The sequence below is a fragment of the Lysinibacillus sp. HST-98 genome, from assembly GCF_016757845.1.
In the GTDB taxonomy this organism is placed as follows: Bacteria; Bacillota; Bacilli; order Bacillales_A; family Planococcaceae; genus Lysinibacillus; species Lysinibacillus capsici.
Window position 1 is genome coordinate 59,253 of record NZ_JAENHX010000014.1, and the last position, 25,733, is coordinate 84,985.

Here is a 25,733-nt window from a genome sequence, read left to right on the forward strand (position 1 = left end):
CCACTGGATGTTTACATAACTATATTGGGGGATAAAAAATGGAATTTTCCAAACTGATTGATAAGCGTCGCTCTGCTAATAATTTTATCAAGGACGTTAAGATGACTGAAGAAGATATACGCTCTATTTTGGAGGATGTTAAGCTTGCCCCTTCAGCATTTAACCTACAGCATGCTAATTATATTGTTGTGCTGGATGAGGATATGAAAGAAAAGGTGAGAGAGGCAGCATATGGTCAATATAAAGTACATTCAGCTTCAGGTGTAATTCTTGTACTAGGTGACAAGGAAGCATATAAAAATACTGCTGAGCTAAGTCAAGGCATGGTGGATTTAGGCATAATTACAGCGGGTGAACTAGAGGATATTGTAGCAGAGAATACAAGATTTTATGAGGATCGTGGTGAAGGATTCATGAAAGATGAAGCCATTCGTAATGCTTCTTTGTCTGCTATGTTGTTCATGCTAGCTGCAAAAAATCGTGGTTGGGACACTTGCCCAATGATTGGCTTTGATAATCAGAAAATGCGTGAGCTTTTCAATGTGCCAGAAACACATGAAATAGCCTTAATGATTACGATTGGGAAAGAAAAAGAGAGCAGTCGTCGATTACGTGGGTATCGTAAGCCAGTTGAAGAATTTGCCATTTATTATTGAAATGGTATAAAATACAATAGCTATACAAATACTATGAATAATGTGCATTTAGGAGGAAACATCATGAAGGTAGTAGCAATCGTAGGTAGTATTCGTAAAGAATCTTATAATATGCAATTAGCTCAATTTATTCAAAAACGTTATACAGAAAAGTTAGACCTTGAAGTATTAAGCTTAAAGGACCTACCAATGTATAATCAAGATATTGAAAATGAGGCTCCACAAGCAGTTCTTGATTTTAAAGCAAAAGTAAAAGCTGCAGACGCTGTACTTTGGGTTACACCAGAATATAATGGTACAGTTCCAGGGGTTATGGTAAATGCTATTGATTGGCTATCTCGTGTAGATAAAGTAATGATTGGCAAGCCATCCATCATTATGGGTGCATCAATGGGGAACTTAGGTACTGTAAAAGCACAATTACATTTACGTGATATTTTATTCTCTCCAGGCATTAACTCACCATTACTTAGCGGCAATGACGTTTATATTGGTGCTGTTCACACTAAATTTGATGAACAAGGCAATTTAACTGATGAAGGTACAGTGAAATTCCTTGACGTAGTCATTGATAATTTCTTAAGCTGGGCAAAAAAATACGTTTAATTAAAATCTAACCCATAAGTATACAATATACTTATGGGCATTTTTTGTTTGGAAAGATGCTACTTCTGCATGAAATCTTCACACTTTCAAGATATACTTTTAAGAAATTCTAAAATGGTGGTTACGGATGAGAAAATTATCATTAAAGCTTGGCATTATCTTTTTCATCACATTATTTTGTATTGAAACCTTTATGATGTTTTTTTTGCATGTTTCCCTGACAAATTCTAGAGTGGAAGAGGAACTAGAGCGTTTACAAGCGAGAGGAAATTCACATCGTACTATATTAGAACAGAACTTCAATAATGAAACATTAGCACATGTCGTTCTTATGGAATCAGAAGCAAGTACAGATGTCGTGGTGACTGACCATTTCGGGACAATCCTTGCATCCTCACAACCACATCAAGAAATCAGTGATCTGATTCGTGAGATAGAGGGGGAAATACCTTATGAAGGAAGGGTTTTACAAGACAATTGGCAAGAAGTTAAAGCTATTGCGACCATAAGCCCTATTCAAAATCAGCAAGGAACGATTGGCTATGTATTTATGTTTCAAAATACCGATTCCATCCATGCATTAATGAAACGGCTCAATAAGCATTTTCTCATCGTGGGTATTGTATCTGGTCTTGTCAGTATTGCAGTCATTGTTGTTCTATCTCGCAAGTTGGCTAAACCACTTATTCAAATGAAAGAGGCTACATTGAAAATGAGTAAGGGTGATTTTACAGTCGCTCTTTCTACGAATGGAAAAGACGAGCTTGGGGATTTATCAAATGCTATCCAGCTTTTATCCAATGATTTAAATCATCTGAGGCAAGAGCGTAAGGAGTTTTTATCGAGTATTGCACATGAGCTTCGTACACCGCTAACTTTTATTAAAGGCTATACAGACATTCTTGCTAAACGAGATTTAACAGAGCAAGATCGTCAAAAGTATTTAGCTATTATAATAGAAGAAACAAATAGACTTTCTAGATTAATTAAAGATTTATTTGATTTAGCGAAAATGGATGAAAACTCATTTGTAATTGAAAAACATTACTTACATTTAGAGCCGTTTTTTACAAGCATTGAAGAAAAATTAAGTCCCGCTTTTCAAGATAAAGGTATCTATTTGGTTGTCCGTTGTGATAATGGCTTAACACTATATGCAGATGAAGCAAGACTTGAGCAAATCCTGATTAATCTATTAAATAATGCATTAATCTATTGTGCGCCAGGAGATATGACTACAGTCACTGTAAAAAAAGACAGTGGAACTTTAAGCATCACCGTTGAAGACACAGGGAAAGGAATTCCAAAGAAGGATTTACCATATATTTTTGATCGGTTTTATCGAGTGGAAAAATCACGTAGTCGTGCTTTAGGTGGATCTGGACTTGGGCTTGCTATTGTCAAGGAGCTTGTACAAGCACATGGGGGAGAAATAGAGGTTAGAAGTGAAATCAATAAAGGGACTACTTTTGAATTATCATTTAAAGGAGTAGAAACGAATGAAAACGATTTTATGCATTGATGATGAACCAAGAATGTTAGATTTATTAACCCTTTATTTGGAACCACTATTTCTTTGTAGAGCAATGACTTCTATACAAGAGGCATTGGATTTTTTAGAAGAAGAACATGTGGATTTAGTTCTTTTGGATATTATGATGCCAGAGATGAGTGGGTGGCAGGTTTGCCAGGAAATTAGGAAGTTTTGGGATGTTCCTATCATTATGCTTACTGCAAAAGGAGAACACGCTGATATTGTAAAAGGTTTAAACCTTGGTGCTGATGACTACATTTTAAAGCCTTTTGATGAGGAGGAGTTGTTAGCACGCATACATGCTGTATTAAGAAGAACGATATCTGAAGAAAAATTGATTATCTTTGAAGGGCTTTGTTTAGATAGAGAGTCCTTTGAAGTATATTTTCAACATAAGGCAATCCCATTAACACCAAAGGAATTTGCCATGCTCGCCCTATTTTTAGATTATCAAAATAGAGCATTTTCTAGAGAACACCTTATACATGCCGTTTGGGGATATGATGTAACGATTGAAGATCGTACCATTGATTCACATGTACGTAATTTACGAGAAAAATTAAGAAAAAGTGGTTTTCCGGCGGATGATTACTTGCAAACCGTTTGGGGCATCGGCTATAAATGGCATAAGTCTGCGAATAGAAAGCGAATGGAACATAAAAGCTAGAAATAACCTCTACCAGAATTGAAGGTAGAGGTTATTTCTATTATTTTGGACTAAGCTCTTCTTCTGTTACCCATTTATGATTTGTTACAGCTTCACCACTTGTAGTGGAAGTATAATCAACCATATATACAGTTGTTTGCACAGCCTCGTCAATAAGGACAGTCGCATTTTCCATACCTTCCATATGTGTTGCGTCCGTTTTTACTTCTGTTCCAGGAGCCAGTGGTGCTTCTTGTGGGTCAATTAATTCTTCATGAATCACCCACTTATGCTTTTCTATTCGCTTTCCACCAGATGTAGGCTCATAGGAAATAACATAGGCAGTTGTATTATAGGCACCTACTATTGTTGCTTCTGCCCCTTTCATACCTTCCATATGTCCATCTGTAATAATGGCTGTGCTCCCTACAGGAAATTTCGGGTTTTCAGCTTTTTTTAACGTTACTGGTACATCGCCAGAACTTGAATGGTTCATTGTAGAATGATCCATTTTTTCAGCAGTTTCATTAGAAGTGGACGCTGGTTCTGTTTGATCCTCTGTACAAGCCGATAAACTAATTAAAGCGACTACTGATAATAGTCCGACTGACCATCTTTTATTGAATTTCATATGATATCCTCCTCACTATGTGCTCCTAATGTAGCAAATAAATGTGCAGAAACGATGGATATGACCCTATGAAAAACATTTCTTTAGTCTGGAACAATTAGGTGGGGAGATATGCTATTGAATGGGCAGGATCTTCAATGTTTTTTGTAATCTATGGGCGAAGATACCAGCAAAAATAGCTAAAATAATATCTTTTGGTAGTGGAGGAATCATCCAAAGCCAAGCGAGCTTATATGAAAAATTCTCTGGCGCACTTGCCCAAAGTTTATATGCAAAAAACATCCAATTTGTTCCTATCAAATAATTTATAGCCGTTGCTACCAAAGCAGCTACGATAAAACTTTTCTTTGTCCCGCTTCGTTCCACGATTAGCCCTGCAACAAATGCTGCTAATATAAATGTAATAATAAACCCAAAGGTAGGGCTTAAAATTTGGCCAATTCCACCACCGAAACGAGCAAAGACAGGAGCTCCTGCCAATCCTACGCACATATAAATTGTACAGGCGAGCGCACCTTTTCTACTACCAAGAATAAGCCCTGCTAAAATTGCAAAGAAGGTTTGAAGCGTAATGGGTACACCACCAACTACCATAAAGGGTGCAAAGGAAGTGATATTAGCACCCACCATCATTAGCGTTGAAAACAACCCAATGTAGGTAATGTCAATAGTTCTTAATTTATGGTGACTATGTTGAGTAACAGTTGCCATGATTTTCACCTCGTTTTATAAGTTATTACTGCTAGTGTAAAAAACGAATACTATTGTGTCAACCTTATTATCGTTTTTGGTTAACTCAAATGTTGAGTTAAATAGAAGTAGACTATCTATCTATAAAAATGTATGATAGAATCGTCACAATTTTATAACTTCAAATACTATTGGTGCGACATTTTTGAATGTCACTTAAAAGGGAAGTCGGTGGAAGTCCGACGCTGTCCCGCAACTGTAACGAGGAATCCTATAATATGATTTGCCACTGTTTAAGAATGGGAAGGTAATTATAGGATAGTGAATCGAAGCCAGGAGACCTGCCATTTAGTAATACCTGTAATGCCCACGAGGATGCAAGCAATTACGGACAATAGCTGGATATTTTTCTGACTTTGTTTAATCTAGGGTATTTCTATGCGCATTTTCGCATGAGATACCTTTTTTTATTGCTTCATTCATCAATATTCAGTAGGAGTTTAAAACAGATGAATAAAAAATTTATGTTATTTTCCTTCGTACTTTTTATGGTATTAATTGTTTCAATGACCTTTGCTGTAATGGTTGGCTCAGTTTCAGTTACACCGTTATATGTATGGAAAGTTATTCTTTCTAAGATTCCTTTTATACAAAATTCAATCGAGCAAGATTGGAGTCGCTCTCAGGAAATCATCATCTGGCAAATAAGAGCACCTCGTGTTTTGCTAGCTGCTATAGTAGGAGCTGGGTTAGCCATTGCAGGGGCAGCCATTCAGGCACTTGTACGTAACTCTATTGCAGACCCGTATATTCTAGGGATTTCTTCAGGTGCAGCTGTCGGAGCTACTTCTGTGATTATTTTAGGAGCCTTTTCATTTTTAGGTATTTACGCTCTTTCGGTATCCGCATTCCTTGGTTCATTACTTGCGATTACACTTGTTTTTTTCTTGTCACGTGTTGGGGGACGTGTCTCTATTTTCCGCTTGCTATTGGCAGGCATGGCTGTGTCCTTTATCTTAACGGCTATCTCTAATTTTATTTTAATGATGTCAAAGCAAGAAGGGGCCTTAAAGGCTGTTATGTTTTGGATGCTAGGTAGTTTAGCTGGAGCCAAATGGAATAATATTGTGATTCCAGCCTTCGTATTCTTGGTTGTATTTGGGCTACTCTGGCTACACTATCGCAATTTAAATTTATTATTACTAGGAGAAGAGGCGGCAGTGACATTAGGCGTTAATCTTCAGCAATTCCGTATTCAGTTAATACTATTAGTATCTCTATTAACTGGTGTGCTTGTCGCAGTTAGTGGTTCTATAGGATTTGTGGGATTGATTATTCCCCATATTGTGCGTTTAATTGTGGGCTCAAACTATAAATACGTCATACCTATTAGTGCTTTAATAGGTGGAATATTCTTAGTGTGGGCAGATGCCTTTGCTCGAATCATTATTTCTCCTCAGGAAATGCCAATTGGTATTATTACAGCTTTTTGCGGGGGACCATTTTTCATTTGGCTTCTCCGTCGTAACAACTATTCTTTCGGTGAAGGAGATTAACGTCCATGACATTAGAAGCGAAACGAGTATCATTCTCCATTTACGATCAGCGTATACTACATGATGTAAGCATTCAAATAAAAGAAAAGCAATTTGTTGGATTAATTGGTCCTAATGGGAGCGGAAAATCAACATTGTTAAAAAATATGTATCGTCTCCTAAAACCTGAAAGCGGAACGGTAGTATTAAATGAGCAAGATATATTAAAGCAATCAAGTAAATCAATTGCGAAAAATTTGGCTGTTGTAAGCCAAGAGACACCCGTATTATTTGATTTCACTGTGCATGATTTAGTCAGTATGGGAAGAACACCACATAAAAAGCTGTTAGAGCTTGATCAAGAGAAAGATTTTCAAATTGTTAAAGAGGCTCTTAGCCAAACGGGCATATCGCATTTAGAGAAACGAAGCTTTAGTTCGCTTTCTGGTGGCGAGAAAAAGCGTGTCATGGTTGCAAGGGCACTCGCTCAACAAGCACAGGTATTAATATTGGATGAGCCGACGAATCATTTAGATATTCAACATCAACTTCAACTTATGGATTTAATTCAGACCTTGCATTTAACCGTAGTAGCAGCTTTACATGATTTAAATATCGCTGCTATGTATTGCGATCAAATTTACGTTTTACAGCAAGGGCGAATAGTTTGCCATGGTACACCAGAGGAAGTACTTACCCCAACAGTGCTACAAGATGTATTCGGTGTTTTTGCGGATATTCAAATACATCCACTGACAGGGAAGCCGTATCTTACATATGTTCCTGAACAGTTCACGAAGAGGTTTAGCCAAATATAGAAAGTGAGATCTTCTATTAGATACATAAAACATCCTTTAAGGAGTGACTGTATGCAAATAGCCTTTACGAAAATGCATGGTATTGGCAACAGCTATATCTATCTTGATCTTTTCCAACATAATTACAAGGAAGATATCTTTTGTGAATTGGCTCAAAAAATGGCCAATGTCCATACTGGTATTGGCTCGGATGGATTGATTATTATCCAACCATCTAAAATTGCTGACTGTGGTATGCGTGTATTTAATAAAGATGGCTCTGAGGGGACAAATTGCGGTAACGGTCTTCGCTGTGTTGCTAAGTATGTTTTTGAACGTCATATTGTACGACAAGAGCTAATTACGATTGAAACGAAATCCGGGATTATGCTGGCTCAGGTAGTGGTGCAAGACAATCGTGTAATAGAGGTGATAGTCGATATGGGCAAACCTCTCTTATTGCGCAAAGACATTCCGATGTTAGGAAATCCAAATGAGCTTGTCATCAATGAGATTTTTCCGTTACCCCAACAATCTCTTTTGGTAACAGCTTTGTTTTTGGGCAACCCGAATGCCGTATTTTTTGTGAATGCAATCGAGCAAGCACCATTAAGAACACTTGGTGATATAGCAAATGATATAAGATTTCCTTATCGTTGCAATGTTGAGTTTGTAGAGATTGTTCATGAGAAGGCGTTGAAATGCTGCGTTTGGGAACGAGGTTCGGGTATAACAGAGGCATGTGGGACAGGTGCTTGTGCAGCGGTAGTGGCTGCTATATTAAATGGTTTTTGTCAGAAGGGAGAAGAGATAGTAGTCCAACTTAGTGGCGGTGACTTAGTCATACGATGGGCTGACAATGACCATATCTGGATGCGTGGTCCTGCGGAATTTATTGCGGATGGAATTTATGAATTTTTATCTTAATTACTCCAATCCTTCTTCGTCATGCCATATTAAATAAAATGAATACAGGAAGCCTCCGATTTAAGAGTGGCGTCCTGTATTGTAGAGCCATTAAGATACTGCTTTTAAGCCTGCTACACCTATGATAATTGCTATGATACTGATAATACGTGATAGATTTTTAGATTCACCAAAGAAAATGATATTTACGAGTACAGCTCCAACAGTACCAATTCCTACCCAAACAACATAGGCAATACTTAACTGCAAATAGTTGAAGGATGCATATAAAAGGGCAAAGGACACACCAAAACCACCAATATATAAAATTAAGTTTTGTAATGTTTTCTGCTGACTATAGAAGCGTAAGCCAATCACACCTATAATTTCAGACAATGCAGCTAAGATAATAAGTACCCAACCCATTATACATTCTCTCCTTTCGTTTGCACCTGCACTTTAGAAGAATTATCCGCTAATTTTAGACCAATCACACCTAATATTAAAATAATCATGAACAGTCCTTTAATGGCATTAAATTCTCCTTCGAAAATGAAAATATCCATTAATGTAGTACCAATTGCACCTGCTCCGGCGAAAATAGCATAGACTGTACCAGTAGGTAAGCTCTCACAAGCCTTCGATAAGAAATGAAAATCTATAGCAATGATTGTCACAATAATTATCCAATGCCACCATGAGCTTGCTACGTTAAAGCCAAATACCCAAAGCAATTCAAATAAACTTGTTAAAACGACGTACATCCATTCTTTTTTCATAAATAAAATCCTTTCTATTAGGTAATGAAATGACTGACATTCAGTCATTTTTGAAGTAAAAAAGAACGTCACTTTTATGGGTGACGTAGGCCAAGTGCGTGAGATAGGAAGTCTATAAGCTCAAGCTTGAGCAATTTCATTGTTTCATCCTTGCTATCGTCAAATAAATAAATTTGTTCAGCAGCAGATTCAATTAGACCAATCATCAGTTTAGCAGAACGTGTTGGGTCAATTGAATCACGTATCATTCCCTGTTGCTGGCCAGATAATAAGAAATGACTCATCCATTCATAATAGGGTGCATATATATTTTCCCATTCTTTTAAATGCTCAGTTTGCGCAATGCCTGCATAAATAAGTGCAACGATATCTCCATAATCTTTCGTGATTAAGAAAACCATTTCCACAACCTCTTCAAGTTGCTGTTCAAAGGGCTTATGACTTGAAATACCTTCATCTAAGGTAGCAATAATTTTTTCTACCATATTTTTAGCAATAGCTGGCATCACAGAAAGGCGTGATGGGAAATAAAGATAAAATGTTCCTTGAGCGATCCCAGCAGCTTTAACGATATCTGAAACCTTTGTTTTTTCTATTCCTTTTTCTCGAAAAACCTCAATGGCAGCTTGAATAATTTTTTCTTCTTTTGACATGCAATCCCTCACTTTTGCCTTACTTAATTATTATGTTATAGAATAAGAAAAATAATGTCAATAAAAATGACTGATAATCAGTCATTTTTATTTTCCATGTTCCGCAATTATGCGAAGAAGTATATTTTCTATATTTCGGGGAATTGTATAATTGAAAGGATTGATGGCCATGACAGAAATTAAGTTTGCACAATTAGACCCGCAGCAACTAGAAAAAATCAATGAGCTTGAAGAAAAGATTGGTGTAACATTAGTTGCCTATGATGCTTCCTCCACACCATCACACGGTTCTGGAGCTTTGGAGTCAAATAATAGCACTACCACAAACCATCCATCATAATGAAGAGAAATGCCTTGCAGTAATGTAAGGTATTTTCGTTTTATAGATGTACTAAAAGGAGTGTTTGAATTGAATGAATTTTATGCTGATTTACATATTCATATTGGACGTACTTCTAGTGGAAGGGCAGTGAAAATTACTGGCAGTAAAACGTTAACATTAGCACGAATTTTAGAGACGGCTAGTGCAAGAAAAGGATTAGACATCATTGGGATCATTGACTGTCACTCACCAGAAGTAATCGAAGAAATGGTGAGGATGATTGAACACGGAGAACTGCAAGAACTTAAAGAAGGTGGTCTGCGATTTCAGGAAACAACTTTGATTCCCGGATCAGAGATCGAAATTTATGATCAACATTGTCAGGGTCCTATTCATGTGCTTGCTTACTTTCCTACACTAGAGCTCATGAAGCAGTTCTCAGAATGGATGTCACAACATATGAAGAATATCCATTTAAGTTCACAGCGTATTTATTGTGATGGCCAGACATTGCAGCAAAAGGTGCATGAATTGGGAGGTATTTTTATTCCTGCACATGTATTTACACCATTTAAAAGTTTGTTTGGCAAAGGGGTTCGTCGAAGTTTAACTGAAGTCTTTGATCCGCACCTTATTGATGGCATTGAATTAGGTTTAAGCTCTGATACAAATATGGTACGTCATATTAAAGAATTACAAGCATATACATTCGTTAGCAATTCCGATGCGCATTCCCTTGGAAAATTAGCACGAGAATATCAAAAGTTACGATTAGCAGAAGCGAATTTTACAGAATTAAAAATGGCTCTGCATGAGCAAGAGGGACGAGCGGTAATAGCCAATTATGGCCTGAATCCTTTACTTGGCAAATATCATCAAACAGTTTGTTCAAAATGTAGTCAACAGCTAAGTAAAGAAGCTATCATTTGTACAGAATGTGGGAGTACTCATATTATAAAGGGAGTAGCTACCCGTATACAGGAGCTATCTGAAGACTTTCCCAATAAGCGAAATAGACCACCTTACATTCATCAGATACCACTTGATTTCATTCCAGGTATAGGTCCTAAAATGATGGAACGTTTAATCAGAGCATTTGGTACAGAAATGAATATTTTGCATCGTGTAACAATCGACCAGCTTGAACAAATTGTGCCACATAAACTAGCCCAATTAATCGATTTAGCGAGAACGGGTCAATTAGCCATTGAAGTTGGTGGTGGTGGGATTTATGGAAAGATACAGGTTGATTAGATAAAAAATGAAATGTTTTAAAAAGATTGTTGTAATTTAACCTATTTTTATCGCTCCTCTAGTAAAATAGTGAAAACAACGACTATTTTATAAGTAGAGGAGAGAGTAAATGAGATTATCAAAGAAATTTCGTTTTTTAGCTTCAAGTATATTGGCTTTGCAATTAGCTATACCTGTAGCAGCTAGTGCAGAAGAAGGACAGGGTGACCGTATAGCACCAAGTTGGATTGTACAAACCGATTATGTGGCTCTTGGTGATTCATTAGCACATGGGATGAATGAAGTAGGTGTAATTGGATTAGGCTATACCGATTTTATTGCACAGGCATTACAGCAAGACGGCTTCCTTACTTCCTTTAATAAGGGCTTTGCTATGTCAGGCTACACAACTAAAAATGTTTTAGTTGATCTACAAAATGATGTTGCAAAAACAGTGACTGGTTTTGGCTATACAGAGGAACAGGCAAAGTTACGAGCTTCTATTAAGGAAGCTGAAATCATCACATTAACAGCTGGGGCAAATGATCTATTGCCAATATTAAAAGAATCTCAAACAACGGGAATTGACACTGTGGCTATCATAAAAGCTACTAAAGAAGCTGTATCGAACATTGCTACTATTCTATCTGAAATCAAAAAAATTAATCCACAAGCTGAAGTATATGTAATGGGCTATTATAATTCCTTCCCATACTATAGTGCGAACTTACAAAAACAATTTAATCTGTTATTAGCTACTTTGAATTCAACAATCAAAACAACTACTGAAAAAGCGGGCGCTATTTTTGTTCCTACATATGATGTTGTTGCAAAGGATGTTGCCAACTATCTACCAAACCCTGAAAATATTCATTTAAGTGAAGCTGGTTATTTAGCGGTAGCAAATGAAGCATTTTTACCAATTATTAAAACAAGCTCTTTATGGGATGTCACGCAGGCTATAGGAGTAGAGGTAAAAGATCATACATCTGTTAAGGTTAGCTGGCAAGAAGCGACAGATAATGTAGGCGTAGCAAATTACCTTGTCTATGTGAATGGAAAATTAACTTCAACTTTAAATGCTGACACTACTACAATTACGCTCAAAGATTTAATAGAAAATACAACCTACAATGTATCTATCAAAGCCATTGATGGTGCTGGTAATGAAAGTGTTCAAAATCCTACAGTAACTTTCACTACGAAAGGAACCGTTAGCTTTACAGATACACAGAATCACTGGGCAAAAGAGTATATCCAAAAAGCCGCAAATACAGGTATAATGAATGGCTATACAGATGGGACATTTAGACCTGAGAGTAGTGTAACACGTGCCCAAGCTGCAGCCATTCTTGTAAGAAGTCTTGGCTTAACTACTGAAGAAAAAGCACCATTTACTGATATCGCAAATTATGATGCAGCAACACAGGCAGAAATTGCGGCAGCATATGTACATGGTCTTATTAAAGGAACAGATGGGAAGTTTAAGCCTGGACACCCTGTGACACGTGCTCAATTAGCTTTAATGATTCATCGCGCCTATGAACAGCAATCTAATCAGCCGTATATTGCAAAAGGCAATGTGCCATTTAGAGATGTTGCTTCTTATAATGCAGAAACCAAACGTGCCATCACAATGCTGTATGAATTAGAAATTGTGACAGGGGATGGAGGGAAATTTTCACCTGAGGCTGTCACAACAAGAGGTCAAGCAGCTAAAATATTTACCAATCTTAGTCAGCTACTCATTCAATAATAATTAGAAGGTAGGGGAATTGTCTCCTCTACCTTTTGACGTTTTCGTAAAAAACGAAGTATAGTCTAACTAAGCTGTTGTACGTCCATTAATAAAGGAGAATGGGATGCTGTCATTTATATTATCTGCTAAAAGATTAGTAAAAGGTTTGTGGAGGTCCTTTAAACGTCCACAGTTCTTATCATTATTTACTACACTATTTTTAATCATTCTATCAGGCACTCTATTCTACAAGGGGACAGAAGGGTGGTACTGGTTGGATGCCATGTATTTTGCTGTAGTGAGCTTAATTCCAACTGGAGTCGAAACAGGACTATTTCCAACAACGGCTTATTCTAAAGTTTTTACAATGATTTATTTAATTGTTGGTACAGGAGTAATGTTTATCATGTTATTAATGCTGGGACGCTCTATCGTAGATTTTTCTCTTAATGAAGAAGAAAAAGAAGAGGTTAAAAAACGTTTGAAAAAGTAAAATAGCAGCACAATGAATTCTTTTGGACGATTCATTGTACTGCTATTTTTTTATGATAGTTTGGCAATAATGCCTTCTTCGTCATCTAAAACAAGTTCAATCCCTGTTGAGAATGGATCACCGTGTAGAACATCCTTGATCCAAACACGTAAGGCACCAATCATGGCTGCTGTATTAAGCACCTCGATTTGACCGTTGACTTCGACCTCCGCACCAAAGCCTGCATCATCCTCGTAAGTCAATTCAACAAGAACATCCTCGGGTCGAATGTTTTGATAGTAGGCTTGAGATAAACAAATAGCATTAATAATATCTTGTTCGTTGATTATTTGTGCCATTGTGCTTCCTCTTTGCGCTTTTTATCTTTAAACATATTTATTATCTTCACAACAAGCATCACAATAACAACAATTGCTGCGACATTAATAAGTAAACCTAAAATATTTCCCAGTATACCCATACCACTAAATAGACTACCGAATAATAATCCAGCAAGTCCACCAAGCATTAATCCTTTCATCAGACCACCTGAGAAAAAGCCACCTTTTTTAGGAGTATCTGCTTTATTAGTAGATGTTGAGTTGTTTTTATTTGTTGTTGCATTGTTTTGATCTTTAGTAGTATCCGATTTTTGGATATTCGAGCTATTATTATTGTTAGAGAAGCCCTTTTTACCCGATTTATAGGATTTAGCTTCTGCCGTTGGCGTATCAGAAATAAATAATGTTGCACCAACAGTTGAAAATATCAGTGTCGCTGCAAAAAGAGCGGCAAGAATTTTTTTCATTACATACATTCCTCCAATATAATTTTTAATCTAATCATAAACTAGTTCTTATATAGTAATATTACATGAACTATATTAAAAAATAAAACAAACGCTTTCAAAAATTAAGCTATATCAAAAAATATGGACAAATAGTGGCAGATGTAATGATTGCAGAAATTATACAATAGAAAGGAGTGAAAAAATGCTACTAACTTTATCAATCTTCCTTACCATTTTTATTATTTTGTACCTAACAGAAAAAAGGCGATTTCTTAACGCGGTAGCCCTTGGCCTGATAGGTATGTATATTGTCAGAGCGTTCATTATTCATTATCCTTTATTGCTACCGAATGATCAGGGGATTATTTCCGAAATGGGGATATTCATTATATTAGGAAGCTTTCCAAGCATTATGTTTATTTTATCGATAGCCATGTTTTTCAATAGTAAAGTATTATTGGAAAAGGAAGGACGCAAATTTCGTAACTTAATGTTAGCTATATTGGGGCTAAGTTTTGTTATTATGATGATATGGTATGTATTCGTCATTTTTATTGAAATTGAAAATGTATTTTGGCATATTCTTTTCTTCTATGCGTTTTTGATTTTTGGCTATACAATGTTCTTATATACTAGTGTCCTTGCTTATTCAATATTGTATCTTCTTACACCAATACGTTATGAACCAAATTACATTATTGCATTAGGTTCAGGGTTAATTGGCGATACAGTACCTCCGCTTTTAGCAAGTCGTTTAGATGAAGCAGTAAAGCAATATATAAAGTATGAGATGAAGCCTTATATCATTGTCTCCGGTGGTCAAGGAAATGATGAAAAGGTATCAGAAGCATATGCAATGAAACAATACCTAATAAAAGTACATCATATTCCGACTGACAAGATAGTAATGGAGGATCGTTCAGCCAATACAGAACAAAATATGATCTTTTCAAAGCAAATAATGGACCACCATTCTCATGGAGAGAATTATCGTTCCATTTTTGTTACGAATAATTTCCATGTGTTTCGCGCAAGTATTTATGCTAGGAAAGCAGCATTAGATGCCGAGGGAATTGGCTCAAAAACTGCTTTTTACTATGTTCCTAATGCATTTACACGGGAATTTATAGGCTTATTAGCCATGTATAAATGGACCCATGTCACAGTATTTTTAATTATTACGCTTATCGTAGGCTTACTATTGAGAGCATATGTGTAACCAAACTTCAACTGTCTTCCATATAATAGTGGTAAGGCAGTTTTTTACATAGTGTGCAAGGGAGGAAAATAATGTACGAGCAAATTTTAGCCAAGCGAAATAAAGAACGAATAATTTCCCTACAAAATCTTACACAAACTCAAGATCAGTGGTTTGCTCAAAATATAAAATTACTTACATTCGCTGAAGTTAACCTAACAGCCTTGCAGAAAATACTGTATCAAGTAGTACGAGGATTATTAAAAGAACAGCAACAACGTCATTTGCAGATTGTCCATACAGTGCAATCTCAATCGATTCAGGAGAATGTATTAACGCTGTTGGCAGAATATGATGATGTCTTGCGCGATGCCATTCCACAGCCTATCTATATACTCATTTGGCAAATTTCTTCGCTAGAAAAGTTAAAAAACAGTATAGAAGTAGTAGATGATGTGCTTGATATTGTAGAATGGTATTTTCGCCATCAAGATGAACAAGTTGCTGTTCTAGATGAAGAGGACTTAGATCATGAGCTCATTATTGATTTGTATAAGGAAGCGGTTGAAGAGCAGGATGGTGATGCCCAATATCAACTGGGCGAATACTATAATTCTAGAGAGGGTAAACATTTTCAACCTGAAAAATCATTGAAATGGTTTGAGCTAGCTGCTGCCCAAGGAAATGCAGATGCTCAATATATGCTTGGGAATTTTTGCTTCGGGGGCATAGGTATGGAGGAAAATTATTCCCTTGCCTTTTCATACTATGAAAAAGCAGCTTTACAGGGACATGCGGATGCTGCCAATAATTTAGCAGATATGTACTTTAATGGCGAGGGTGTATCAACGGATTATACATTAGCAAAAAAATGGTTTGATTATGCTGCACAAAAGAATGTGGCAGAGGCAATGTTTACGTTAGGGATTATTTATGAGCAGGGGCTAGGTGTTGAGGTAGATGTGAAAGAGGCTTTTAACGCCTATAAAAAATCAGCTGAGGCAGGGTATGTGGAAGCACAATATCGACTTGGTGGAATTTATTTAGAGGGTCGCTTAGGCCAAGTGAAAGATGTCAATCGTGGTCTGTTTTGGTATGAAAGAGCTGCAGAGCAATATCATGTAGATGCCTTTTATGATTTAGGTTATATATGGAGTAATGGTCTGGCTGGAATTCGCAATCTCGAAAAAGGTATTCATTGGTTTAAGCAGGCCGCACTTCAAGGAGATGTAGAAGCCAAGCTACAGTTAGGGCATATTTTTAATAAAGATACAGGGTTAGATAGAAATCTGAAAGAAGCTATTAAATGGTTTGGACTCGCGGCAGATGCAGGATCCGAAGAAGCAGCTAAAATATTACAGGAACTTAAAGGATTGTAAATTTAGTGTTAAAAAAACATAGGTTTTTAGAATTATTTATAATGCTGCAACTCGTGAGTATTTTGGTCTAAATTAGACTGCTTTTTACGAGTATTTAGATAGATGATGATTGAGGAAAAAAAATATTAGTATAGTGAAATTTGAAGATGATCAATAAAAAAGTAGAATAAATATAAAACAAGTAAGCATAATAAACAAAAAAATAGTTAAAAAAGCTACCCAATAATATTGTGGTAGCTTTTTCATTGTTTATTACGCTTTATTTAACAACAAGGACTTTTTATACATTTTGTGTAAAAAAATGGTACTCATAAGATTGACAGTCATTTATAAAATGATTAATGTAAATGAGTGATTTTGAAAAGAAGCATACGTAAATAATTTACTGATAGTCATGTAGTGACTATATCTGTTTGCTGAAAGCATATAATCTTAGGATAAATTGAGTAAAGGGGTACCCGACATACTTTTGGAGGAAGTCTGTCATACGGAATTGCGCTATTGAATGTAACCATTAAATCTGACTAATCTGATTTTATCGGTATTTTTTCGTGTATCCATCAATATGTTAAAAGGGATTTGATGTTTCTCAGCCTGATGAAAGTAAACGGAATGAAAGAGGGAAGATGTGTGATTTTTCAAAAACAGAGAAAGACGAAGGTATTGGATTTACAGCAATACACAGTGAAAATGGATTTGTCCTCTCGTCAATCGATGGCGAAGCAAATTGAAATGCTGAACTTAACGAAGAACGACTTACAATATTTAAAAGCTTTCCAGCCAATAGTTATGGATAATGTAGATCACATCGTAAACCGTTTTTACAACATGATTGGAACAGAGCATCATTTGGTAGATATTATCAGTCATCATAGTTCTGTAGAAAAGCTTAAAGTAACATTACGGCAACATATTATTGAAATGTTTAACGGGACCATTGATGAGATGTATTACCAAAGGCGTGTAAAAATTGCAAAGGTGCATGTCCACATTGGGCTTAGAACACAGTGGTATATCTGTGCATTCCAAGATTTATCGGTATCATTTATTGATTTAGTCGAAAAAAATATAGAATTTCCACAAGATCAATTTAATACGATCAGAGCTATATCGAAAATTTGTAATTTTGAGCAACAACTCGTTTTAGAAGCTTTTGAAAACACTGTGGAACAACTGAAAGAAAAAATGGTTCATGAAAAAGAAGTGATTGAACGACAGATTGTAGATTCTTCTGAAGCACTTGCAACGATCTCGCAGGAAACCAATAATTCATTTTCCTGCTTAAGTAAGCAATCTGACGAAATTAAACATTTGGCAAAAAAATCACTCGATGTGTCTACACTGGCTGAAAACCAAGCACTTGAGGGTCGCGAGCGTTTAAAAAATCAATCACAAAATATGCTCAATATTAGTCATTCTCTTCATGATATAGAGGAAAATATTGAACAATTATCAGGTATGTCTAAGGAAATGGAAACAATCATGAGTGTTGTGACCAATATTGCGAATCAAACGAATCTATTGGCTTTAAATGCTGCAATTGAAGCAGCACGTGCTGGGGAAGCGGGAAAGGGCTTTAGCGTAGTGGCCGATGAAGTACGTAAATTATCAATTCAGACAAAAGAATCTGTTACAGCGGTGGCTTTGTTATTGAAAAAGACAGGAGAACGAACAGAGAAATTAGAGTATTCTTTGACAAATATTCAAGATGAAGTTGCAGCAGGTGAAGAAAATATGTTACAAACTGAAGGCCAATTTACGAGTATATTGGGAGCCATGACAGAAGCAAAAGATCAAAATGAGTGTATGGCAACAAAAATACAAGCAATTGTAGGCATATTAAGTGAATTAGGCACTTCATTTACTGAGGTAACAAATTCAGCAGAAAAATTAGCGAGCTTTGCGCAAAATTTAAAAGGATAGACTACTAACATTTACATCCTATTTTTTATGTTTTTAGACGTAATAAACACTATAGTACCTATTAAAATGTTTGTTGTGAAGTCATTACTATAGAGGATCAATCTTATAGAGATTTATAAAGTAAGAGCTATTTCACTGATGAAATAGCTCTATTTTTGCTAAATTTGTAAAGGGTTTAACGTAATTTTCAATGAAAAAAGGATTATACTGTAGAAAGAATGAATAATAGGGGCGGTTATGATGAAAACAGTTGTTGTTTTAGGCGGCGGTATTACAGGACTATGTACAATGCATTATTTGCAACGTCAAGTAAAGGAACATAATTTAGATGTTCGTCTAGTGCTTATAGAAAAAAATACATATTTAGGAGGCAAATTATATTCAGCACATGAAAAAGGTTTCATCATGGAAACGGGTGCTGATTCTATTGTAGCCCGTCATCAAGGCGTTATGGAACTCGTGCGGGAGCTTGATTTTGAGGCGGAACTAGTTTACAACGAAACAGGTATTTCTTATATTTATACGAATAATGAGTTACATGCTATTCCGGCAGATTCAACTTTTGGAATACCGATGAGTTTAGCATCCTTAGAGGAAAGTACACTTATTTCCGAGCAAGGAAAAAAAGAAGCGTTGAAGGATTTAACATTGCCAAACAATAGCTTCACAAAGGAAAGTTCAATCGGTGAATTTTTAACTTACTATTTAGGAGAGGAACTGGTGAAAAATCAAATTGCACCAGTCCTTGCAGGTGTTTATTCGGGAGATTTACATCAGCTTTCTATTGGCTCTACTTTACCGTATTTGATTGATTATAAGAATGATTATGGAAGTATTATTAAAGGCTTTGATGCGAATCGTGAGCAATTTGTTAAAGCAGCGAACAAAAAATTTATATCCTTTAAAAAAGGTTTATCTTCTTTAATTGATCGACTTGAACAAACCTTATCCGATGTAGAAATTATCAAGGGTGTTACTACTTTAAATGTTCAAAAACAAGATAAGAAATACACTATTTCCTTAGCTAATGGTGAAATTATTGAGTCAGATTATGTCGTTTTAGCATTACCGAACGATACTGTCCAAAATCTGCTACAGGATGAATCTTTAAACCGCTATTTTGATCGATTTACGACAGCATCAGCGATTACTATCTATCTAGGTTTTGATGTGCCAGATGCTAAATTGCCAGCAGATGGAACAGGTTATATTGTTTCCCATAATTCAGACGTTACTTGTAATGCAGCAACTTGGACTAGTCGTAAATGGAAGCATACATCGAAAGAAAATAAATTACTTGTGCGACTCTTTTATAAGAGCATCAATCCAGCCTATGAGCAACTACGTGCCATGACGGATGAAGAATTGGCAGCAGTTGCTTTAGAAGATGTGAGAAAGAGCCTAGGAATAGAAGAGCAGCCAACCGTTGTGAATGTAACAAAATGGATTGATCAAATGCCTAAATATGATCTAGCGCATCGTGAGGCATTACAAGGGTTACTACAAGAATTACATGAGAAATATCCTAATTTATCGATTGCAGGGTGCTCATATTTTGGCGTAGGTATTGGTGCTTGCATTCAAAACGGGAAAAAAATTGGCGAAGAGCTTGCAAAGGAGCTTGCCAATTTCTAAGTTTTTAAGTGGAAAAAAACTTTGTTATGTGAAATAGTCTTGACTCATTCGTCAGTAAACGATATGATTCTTTTAATTATTTAAAAAATTCATACTTAATTCTTATCAAGAGAAGCAGAGGGACTGGCCCATTGAAGCTTCAGCAACCAACTTTATTGTCAGGTGCTAAATCCAGAAGACCGTTGAGTCGAAGATGAGAAGGAACAACAATGATGAATCGTTAAAGCCTTCTTTTTTTATGAAAGAAGGCTTTTTATTATATAGAGACATAGGAAGCGAGGCTAATTTTATGGGATTGCTTGAAAGGTTAAAAACGCATGTATTGACGGCAGACGGTGCAATAGGCACAGTGCTATACGGCTATGGATTGGAGTATTGCCATGAGGAAATGAATGTTCAGAGACCCGAGTTAATTGAAAAGATTCATAGAGAATATATTGCAGCTGGTGCTGACATCATTCAAACGAATACGTACGGTGCAAATGCCATTAAATTAGCTCGCTATGGATTAGAATCACGTGTTCAACAATTTAATGAAGCTGCTATCACCATCGCAAAACGAGCAGCGGCTGATGGCGGTCAATTTGTTTTAGGAACAATTGGTGGTATTCGGGGAATTCGTAAAAGTGATGCAACCTTGGATGAAATATTAGCGACTATTGAAGAACAAGCAAGAGTCTTACTTGCAGGGAATCCAGATGGCCTTTTACTTGAAACTTATTATGATTTTGAAGAATTAACAGCAACCTTAAAGATGCTACGAGAAAAAACAAAATTGCCGATTATTGCACAAGTTTCTATGCATGAGCCTGGTGTTTTACAAAATGGGGTGTCTTTAAATAATGCTCTCCATGAGCTTGAAGTCTTAGGTGCGGATATTGTTGGTGTCAATTGTCGACTAGGTCCACACCATACAATTCAGGCATTTGAAGGTGTAGAACTTCCTCATAAGGCATTTATGTCGGCCTACCCGAATGCATCACTTCTGGACTTAGAGGATGGGCGTGTCGTTTATGAGTCAGAAGCTGATTATTTTGGTCGAGCGGCTGTTGAATTGCGTGATCAAGGTGTACGCCTAATAGGGGGCTGCTGTGGTACAACACCCAAACATATTGCAGCAGCAAAGAAGTATTTAGAAGAGTTATCACCGGTTCAGGAGAAGCATGCGAAGCCTAAAAAGATTGAGATTGTTCGGGAAGCGGAGCCAACAAAGTATGAGCCTCTTCATGAAAAAGTTAAACGTGAACGCTCTGTCATAGTAGAGTTGGATACACCTAGACATTTAGAGATTGACGGGTTCCTTGAAGGAGCAAAGCAATTATATGATGCAGGTGCAGATGTAGTTATGATGGCAGACAATTCATTGGCCTCTCCACGTATTAGCAATATTGCAATGGGCGCATTGTTGAAGAGTTCACATGGTGTACGCCCACTAACTCATATTACATGTCGAGACCGTAATTTAATTGGTCTACAATCTCATTTAATGGGGTTAAATGCTTTAGGTATTCATGATGTGTTGGCCGTTACGGGTGATCCAACGAAAGTAGGAGATTTCCCAGGTGCGACAAGTGTTTATGATGTATCTTCCATGGAGCTAATCCAATTAATTAAGCAATTAAATGAAGGGGTCTCTTTCTCAGGTAAGCCACTTCGTAAAAAAGCAAATTTTTCAGTTGCTGCTGCATTTAATCCAAACGTCCGTGTGTTAGAACGTGCTGTGAAACGCTTGGAGAATAAAATTGAGCATGGGGCAGACTACTTCATTTCTCAACCAGTATATACGAAAGAGAAAATTGTAGAGATTTATGAGGCAACAAAGCATTTACAAGCTCCCATTTATATCGGTATTATGCCTGTTACGAGTTATAAAAGTGCTGAATTTTTACATCATGAAGTGCCAGGTATCAAATTATCTGAAGATGCCTTAACAAGAATGAAAGCATGTGGAGAAGATAAGGAAAGGGCGGTATTGGAAGGGATTTCCATAGCAAAAGAATTAGTAGAAGTGGCTACGCAATATTTCAATGGGATTTACCTTATTACACCATTTTTACGTTACGATGTGACATTAGAGTTGATGAAATATATAGAGCAATTGGATGAACAGAAAAAAGGAGTAAGTATACATGGCTAAGCACTCGATTGAAGAGCAATTAGAGAAACGTATTTTAATTCTTGATGGCGCAATGGGAACAATGCTACAAAATGAAAATTTAGCAGCAGAGGATTTTGGTGGCGAGGAATTTGATGGCTGTAATGAAAATCTTGTGCTTACTAGACCAGATGTTATTGAAAAAATTCACCATAAATACCTAGAGGCAGGCGCAGATATTATTTGTACAAATACATTTGGTGGGACGCCTCTTGTGTTAAATGAATATGATCTTGGCACAAAAGCAGAAGAAATTAATAAGCGTGCAGTGGAAATTGCTCGCCAAGCAGTAGATCGTTATACCACATCGGATTGGCCACGTTTTGTCGCAGGTGCTATGGGGCCAACAACAAAAACGTTATCAGTAACAGGTGGTATTACTTTTGATGAACTAGAGGAAAATTTTTATGTACAGGCAAAGGCATTAATTGAGGCAGGAGCCGACGTTTTGTTATTAGAAACAAGTCAGGATATGCTCAATGTCAAAGCAGGCACACTTGGCGTACAGCGCGCTTTTGCATCAACGGGAAAAGAGCTACCCGTCATGATTTCAGGAACAATAGAACCGATGGGTACAACGCTTGCAGGGCAAACAATCGATGCCTTTTATATTTCGATCGAGCATATTAAACCATTATCAGTTGGCCTAAACTGTGCGACAGGACCTGAGTTTATGACGGATCACATTCGTTCATTAGCAGAGCTTTCAACAGGCTATATTAGCTGTTATCCAAATGCTGGCTTGCCAGATGAAGAAGGGTGTTATCACGAATCACCAGAATCACTATCGCAAAAATTAAAAGGTTTTGCAGAAAAAGGTTGGCTTAATATTGTAGGTGGATGTTGTGGGACGACACCGGCTCATATTGCAGCCATTCGTGAGGTCTTAAAAGATGAAAAACCTCGTCAATTACCGGAAAAAACACATGGTCATGCGGTATCAGGAATTGAACCATTATTGTATGACGATTCTATGCGTCCATTATTTATTGGGGAGAGAACCAATGTAATCGGCTCTCGTAAATTTAAGAATTTAATCATCGATGGTAAATTTGAGGAGGCCGCAGAGATTGCACGTGCTCAAGTCAAAAATGGTGCACATGTTATTGATATTTGTTTAGCCAACCCTGATCGCGATGAATTAGCAGATATGCGTGGTTTTATGCAGGAGGTTGTAAAAAAGGTTAAGGTGCCTCTTGTAATTGACTCAACTGATGAAAAAGTAATTGAGGAAGCATTAAAGTTTTCACAAGGGAAAGCCATCATTAACTCTATTAATCTAGAGGATGGTGAAGAACGATTTGATGCAGTATTACCACTCGTGAAAAAATATGGTGCATCGTTAGTTGTCGGAACGATAGATGAAAAGGGAATGGCGGTTGACCGTCATCGAAAGCTCGAAATTGCCGAGCGCTCCTATCAACTTTTAACGGAGAAATGGGGGATTGCACCAGAGGATATCATTTTCGACCCATTAATGTTCCCTGTAGGAACTGGGGATGAGCAGTATATTGGCTCAGCGTTAGAAACGATTGAAGGCATTCGTCTCATCAAAGAAAAATTGCCGCAGACATTGACGGTACTTGGCGTAAGTAATATCTCATTTGGCTTACCACCAGTTGGCCGTGAAGTACTGAATGCTGTTTATCTCTATCATTGTACACAGGCGGGCTTAGATTATGCCATTGTTAATACAGAGAAATTGGAGCGTTATGCATCCATCCCAGAAGAAGAAATCAAACTCGCAAATGACCTGCTCTTTAATACTAATGATGAAACATTAGCAGTGTTTACAGATTTTTATCGAGATAAAAAGAAGGAAAAAACGGAAGCTGATATTCCGAAAACGGTTGAAGGTCGTTTAGCTTACTATATATTAGAAGGTACCAAAGAAGGGCTAATTGAGGATTTAGACGCTGCACGGGAAATCTTCGAGGCGCCACTTGATATAATTAATGGTCCTTTAATGGAGGGCATGGCTGAGGTAGGTCGATTATTTAATGATAATCAACTCATTGTGGCAGAGGTTTTACAATCAGCAGGTGTGATGAAGGCCGCAGTTGCTCATTTAGAGCAATTCATGGAGAAGGATGAAGAGAGTGCTGGAAAAGGGAAAATGGTACTTGCTACGGTAAAAGGCGATGTTCACGATATTGGGAAAAACCTTGTTGATATTATATTAAGTAATAATGGCTATAAGGTAGTCGATTTGGGCATTAAAGTAACCCCTGCCCAATTGATTGAAGCGATTCGTAAGGAAAAACCGGATTTTATTGGGCTGTCAGGTTTACTCGTGAAATCAGCGCAACAGATGGTCATTACTGCTCAGGATTTTAAAGAGGCAGGAATTGATGTTCCTATTTTAGTTGGTGGTGCTGCACTTTCACGTCGTTTTACTGAAACAAAAATTGCAGATGAATATGGTGGTCCTGTTATTTATTCAAAGGATGCTATGCAAGGCTTAGAGCAAGCGAATCTATTAATGGGTGAAGGGACACGTGAAAATTTCTTAGCAGAAATTGAAGAATCCCGTCAAAAACGTTTAGAGGCCGATGAAAAACGAGCTGCTCGGCCGGCAAAAGAGGTAACAATAAAGCCTGCACGAACAGTAAAAGATGCGCCAGTATTTTTACCAGCTGATTTACGACGTCATGTGAAAAAAGAATATTCTGTATCTCATTTATATCCTTATGTTAATATGCGTACATTACTGGGACACCATTTAGGCTTGAAAGGGCAAGTTCAGCAATTGCTTGATGCGGGTGATTCAAGAGCAACAGAGCTCAAGGATTTAGTAGATGATTATTTAAAAAGTGATCTATTAAAGCCATCTGGTTTGTATCAATTTTTCCCTGCTCAAGCAGATGGTGATGATGTCGTTGTGTATGACCCTGCTGATAGTAAGACAGAAATTGAGCGTTTTACCTTCCCTCGTCAGCAGGTTGAACCATTTTTATGTCTTGCAGATTTCTTAAAAACGGTAGAGAGCGGTGAAATGGACTATATTGCACTCATGGTTGTAACAGCAGGTCAAGGAGTTATGGCTAAAGCCCGCCAGTTAAAAGAGGATGGGAAATTCCTTGAAAGTCATGCCTTGCAATCCACTGCTTTAGAATTAGCAGAGGGCTTTGCTGAACGTATGCATCAAGAAATTCGTGATCAATGGGGCTTCCCTGATGCAACAGATTTCACTATGAGAGATCGTTTTGCTGCAAAATATCAAGGTCAACGGTTTTCATTCGGATATCCTGCATGTCCTAACTTGGAGGATCAAGAGAAACTATTCGGCCTATTAAAACCTGAGGATATTGGTGTCCATCTTACAGAAGGCTTTATGATGGAGCCAGAAGCATCTGTATCTGCAATCGTTTTTGCTCATCCTGATGCTCGCTACTTCAATGTTTAAGGCATAAAATAAGAGGAGATAGATAGTCTATTCAAGGACTGTCTATCTC

Annotated in this window: 24 protein-coding genes, 1 pseudogene and 2 riboswitches; of the genes and pseudogenes, 18 read left to right on the forward strand and 7 right to left on the reverse strand. The window is 37.0% G+C overall.

What is annotated here, in order from left to right; genetic code table 11:
• Positions 1 to 38: 38 nt before the first annotated feature.
• The 4 genes from JIN86_RS22090 to JIN86_RS22105 all read left to right on the forward strand — a co-directional run bounded on the left by JIN86_RS22090 (position 39) and on the right by JIN86_RS22105 (position 3,463).
• On the forward strand, positions 39 to 656 hold the full coding sequence (locus JIN86_RS22090) for a nitroreductase family protein (RefSeq protein ID WP_131522348.1): 618 nt from the start codon (positions 39 to 41) through the stop codon (positions 654 to 656).
• Positions 657 to 719: 63 nt separating this feature from the next.
• Entirely contained in the window at positions 720 to 1,262 is a 543-nt protein-coding gene (locus JIN86_RS22095) for an NADPH-dependent FMN reductase (RefSeq protein WP_202342894.1), read from the forward strand.
• Between the two features lie 127 nt (positions 1,263 to 1,389).
• On the forward strand, positions 1,390 to 2,784 hold the full coding sequence (locus JIN86_RS22100; protein ID WP_202342895.1) for a HAMP domain-containing sensor histidine kinase: 1,395 nt from the start codon (positions 1,390 to 1,392) through the stop codon (positions 2,782 to 2,784).
• The gene (locus tag JIN86_RS22105; RefSeq protein ID WP_202342896.1) at positions 2,762 to 3,463 is read left to right on the forward strand and encodes a response regulator transcription factor; all 702 of its coding nucleotides are present in this window, start codon (positions 2,762 to 2,764) and stop codon (positions 3,461 to 3,463) included. The genes JIN86_RS22100 and JIN86_RS22105 overlap by 23 nt, the downstream gene beginning before the upstream one ends.
• 40 nt (positions 3,464 to 3,503) lie before the next feature.
• Here the strand turns inward: JIN86_RS22105 and JIN86_RS22110 are convergent, their stop codons facing one another.
• Both JIN86_RS22110 and JIN86_RS22115 read right to left on the reverse strand, forming a co-directional pair.
• Positions 3,504 to 4,073, reverse strand: coding sequence for a YdhK family protein (locus tag JIN86_RS22110; protein WP_004224407.1), 570 nt, complete (start codon positions 4,071 to 4,073; stop codon positions 3,504 to 3,506).
• A gap of 114 nt (positions 4,074 to 4,187) precedes the next feature.
• Positions 4,188 to 4,784: a biotin transporter BioY gene (locus tag JIN86_RS22115; protein WP_004224408.1), complete on the reverse strand. Its 597-nt coding sequence runs from the start codon at positions 4,782 to 4,784 to the stop codon at positions 4,188 to 4,190.
• A 154-nt stretch (positions 4,785 to 4,938) separates the two neighbouring features.
• Positions 4,939 to 5,126: riboswitch (cobalamin riboswitch) on the forward strand.
• Between the two features lie 146 nt (positions 5,127 to 5,272).
• Between JIN86_RS22115 and JIN86_RS22120 the strand changes: the two genes are divergently transcribed.
• From JIN86_RS22120 to dapF, 3 genes are read left to right on the forward strand one after another with little or no spacing between them, the layout of a single operon-like run.
• Complete coding sequence (locus JIN86_RS22120; RefSeq protein WP_004224410.1) at positions 5,273 to 6,319, forward strand: FecCD family ABC transporter permease; 1,047 nt, start codon at positions 5,273 to 5,275, stop codon at positions 6,317 to 6,319.
• Between the two features lie 5 nt (positions 6,320 to 6,324).
• Positions 6,325 to 7,116 carry a heme ABC transporter ATP-binding protein gene (locus JIN86_RS22125; RefSeq protein ID WP_004224412.1) on the forward strand — a complete coding sequence of 264 codons (792 nt, stop codon included), beginning with the start codon at positions 6,325 to 6,327 and terminating at the stop codon, positions 7,114 to 7,116.
• A 51-nt stretch (positions 7,117 to 7,167) separates the two neighbouring features.
• Positions 7,168 to 8,022 carry a diaminopimelate epimerase gene (dapF, locus tag JIN86_RS22130; RefSeq protein ID WP_004224415.1) on the forward strand — a complete coding sequence of 285 codons (855 nt, stop codon included), beginning with the start codon at positions 7,168 to 7,170 and terminating at the stop codon, positions 8,020 to 8,022.
• Positions 8,023 to 8,112: 90 nt separating this feature from the next.
• Here the strand turns inward: dapF and JIN86_RS22135 are convergent, their stop codons facing one another.
• The 3 genes from JIN86_RS22135 to JIN86_RS22145 all read right to left on the reverse strand — a co-directional run bounded on the left by JIN86_RS22135 (position 8,113) and on the right by JIN86_RS22145 (position 9,433).
• Positions 8,113 to 8,427, reverse strand: a complete 315-nt coding sequence (locus JIN86_RS22135) for a DMT family transporter (protein ID WP_004224417.1) — start codon at positions 8,425 to 8,427, stop codon at positions 8,113 to 8,115.
• A complete protein-coding gene (locus JIN86_RS22140) occupies positions 8,427 to 8,780 on the reverse strand; it encodes a DMT family transporter (RefSeq protein WP_004224419.1) in 354 nt (117 codons plus the stop codon). The genes JIN86_RS22135 and JIN86_RS22140 overlap by 1 nt, the downstream gene beginning before the upstream one ends.
• A 74-nt stretch (positions 8,781 to 8,854) precedes the next feature.
• Entirely contained in the window at positions 8,855 to 9,433 is a 579-nt protein-coding gene (locus JIN86_RS22145; RefSeq protein ID WP_009374117.1) for a TetR/AcrR family transcriptional regulator, read from the reverse strand.
• Between the two features lie 169 nt (positions 9,434 to 9,602).
• On the opposite strand from JIN86_RS22145, the gene JIN86_RS22150 reads away from it, so the two are divergent.
• The 4 genes from JIN86_RS22150 (at position 9,603) to JIN86_RS22165 (ending at position 13,219) form a co-directional block, all read left to right on the forward strand.
• Positions 9,603 to 9,773 (forward strand): hypothetical protein, encoded by a 171-nt coding sequence (locus JIN86_RS22150; RefSeq protein ID WP_202342897.1) that lies wholly within the window; start codon positions 9,603 to 9,605, stop codon positions 9,771 to 9,773.
• A gap of 69 nt (positions 9,774 to 9,842) precedes the next feature.
• Positions 9,843 to 11,009, forward strand: a complete 1,167-nt coding sequence (locus tag JIN86_RS22155) for an endonuclease Q family protein (RefSeq protein WP_202342898.1) — start codon at positions 9,843 to 9,845, stop codon at positions 11,007 to 11,009.
• Between the two features lie 109 nt (positions 11,010 to 11,118).
• Positions 11,119 to 12,744, forward strand: a complete 1,626-nt coding sequence (locus JIN86_RS22160) for an S-layer homology domain-containing protein (protein WP_202342899.1) — start codon at positions 11,119 to 11,121, stop codon at positions 12,742 to 12,744.
• Between the two features lie 106 nt (positions 12,745 to 12,850).
• The gene (locus JIN86_RS22165) at positions 12,851 to 13,219 is read left to right on the forward strand and encodes an ion channel (RefSeq protein ID WP_009374114.1); all 369 of its coding nucleotides are present in this window, start codon (positions 12,851 to 12,853) and stop codon (positions 13,217 to 13,219) included.
• A 50-nt stretch (positions 13,220 to 13,269) separates the two neighbouring features.
• Here the strand turns inward: JIN86_RS22165 and JIN86_RS22170 are convergent, their stop codons facing one another.
• Both JIN86_RS22170 and JIN86_RS22175 read right to left on the reverse strand, forming a co-directional pair.
• Positions 13,270 to 13,557 carry a DUF2653 family protein gene (locus JIN86_RS22170; protein WP_004224435.1) on the reverse strand — a complete coding sequence of 96 codons (288 nt, stop codon included), beginning with the start codon at positions 13,555 to 13,557 and terminating at the stop codon, positions 13,270 to 13,272.
• Positions 13,545 to 14,006 (reverse strand): hypothetical protein, encoded by a 462-nt coding sequence (locus JIN86_RS22175; RefSeq protein WP_202342900.1) that lies wholly within the window; start codon positions 14,004 to 14,006, stop codon positions 13,545 to 13,547. Before JIN86_RS22175 ends, JIN86_RS22170 begins: the two co-directional genes overlap by 13 nt.
• Positions 14,007 to 14,190: 184 nt before the next feature.
• Here JIN86_RS22175 and JIN86_RS22180 point away from each other — a divergent pair, with 184 nt between their 5' ends.
• The 7 genes and pseudogenes from JIN86_RS22180 (at position 14,191) to metH (ending at position 25,684) form a co-directional block, all read left to right on the forward strand.
• Positions 14,191 to 15,207, forward strand: a complete 1,017-nt coding sequence (locus JIN86_RS22180) for a YdcF family protein (protein WP_202342901.1) — start codon at positions 14,191 to 14,193, stop codon at positions 15,205 to 15,207.
• Between the two features lie 71 nt (positions 15,208 to 15,278).
• Entirely contained in the window at positions 15,279 to 16,565 is a 1,287-nt protein-coding gene (locus JIN86_RS22185; protein ID WP_202342902.1) for a tetratricopeptide repeat protein, read from the forward strand.
• 714 nt (positions 16,566 to 17,279) lie between these two features.
• Positions 17,280 to 17,717: pseudogene (locus JIN86_RS24020) on the forward strand (protoglobin domain-containing protein); the annotation flags it as partial.
• Positions 17,718 to 17,750: 33 nt separating this feature from the next.
• Positions 17,751 to 18,488 (forward strand): methyl-accepting chemotaxis protein, encoded by a 738-nt coding sequence (locus tag JIN86_RS24025; protein ID WP_370568743.1) that lies wholly within the window; start codon positions 17,751 to 17,753, stop codon positions 18,486 to 18,488.
• Between the two features lie 240 nt (positions 18,489 to 18,728).
• The gene (locus tag JIN86_RS22195; protein ID WP_202342904.1) at positions 18,729 to 20,123 is read left to right on the forward strand and encodes a protoporphyrinogen oxidase; all 1,395 of its coding nucleotides are present in this window, start codon (positions 18,729 to 18,731) and stop codon (positions 20,121 to 20,123) included.
• A gap of 99 nt (positions 20,124 to 20,222) precedes the next feature.
• Positions 20,223 to 20,323, forward strand: a riboswitch (SAM riboswitch).
• Between the two features lie 89 nt (positions 20,324 to 20,412).
• Positions 20,413 to 22,260 carry a bifunctional homocysteine S-methyltransferase/methylenetetrahydrofolate reductase gene (locus JIN86_RS22200; RefSeq protein ID WP_202342905.1) on the forward strand — a complete coding sequence of 616 codons (1,848 nt, stop codon included), beginning with the start codon at positions 20,413 to 20,415 and terminating at the stop codon, positions 22,258 to 22,260.
• Complete coding sequence (gene metH / locus JIN86_RS22205; protein ID WP_202342906.1) at positions 22,253 to 25,684, forward strand: methionine synthase; 3,432 nt, start codon at positions 22,253 to 22,255, stop codon at positions 25,682 to 25,684. The genes JIN86_RS22200 and metH overlap by 8 nt, the downstream gene beginning before the upstream one ends.
• Positions 25,685 to 25,733: the final 49 nt, after the last annotated feature.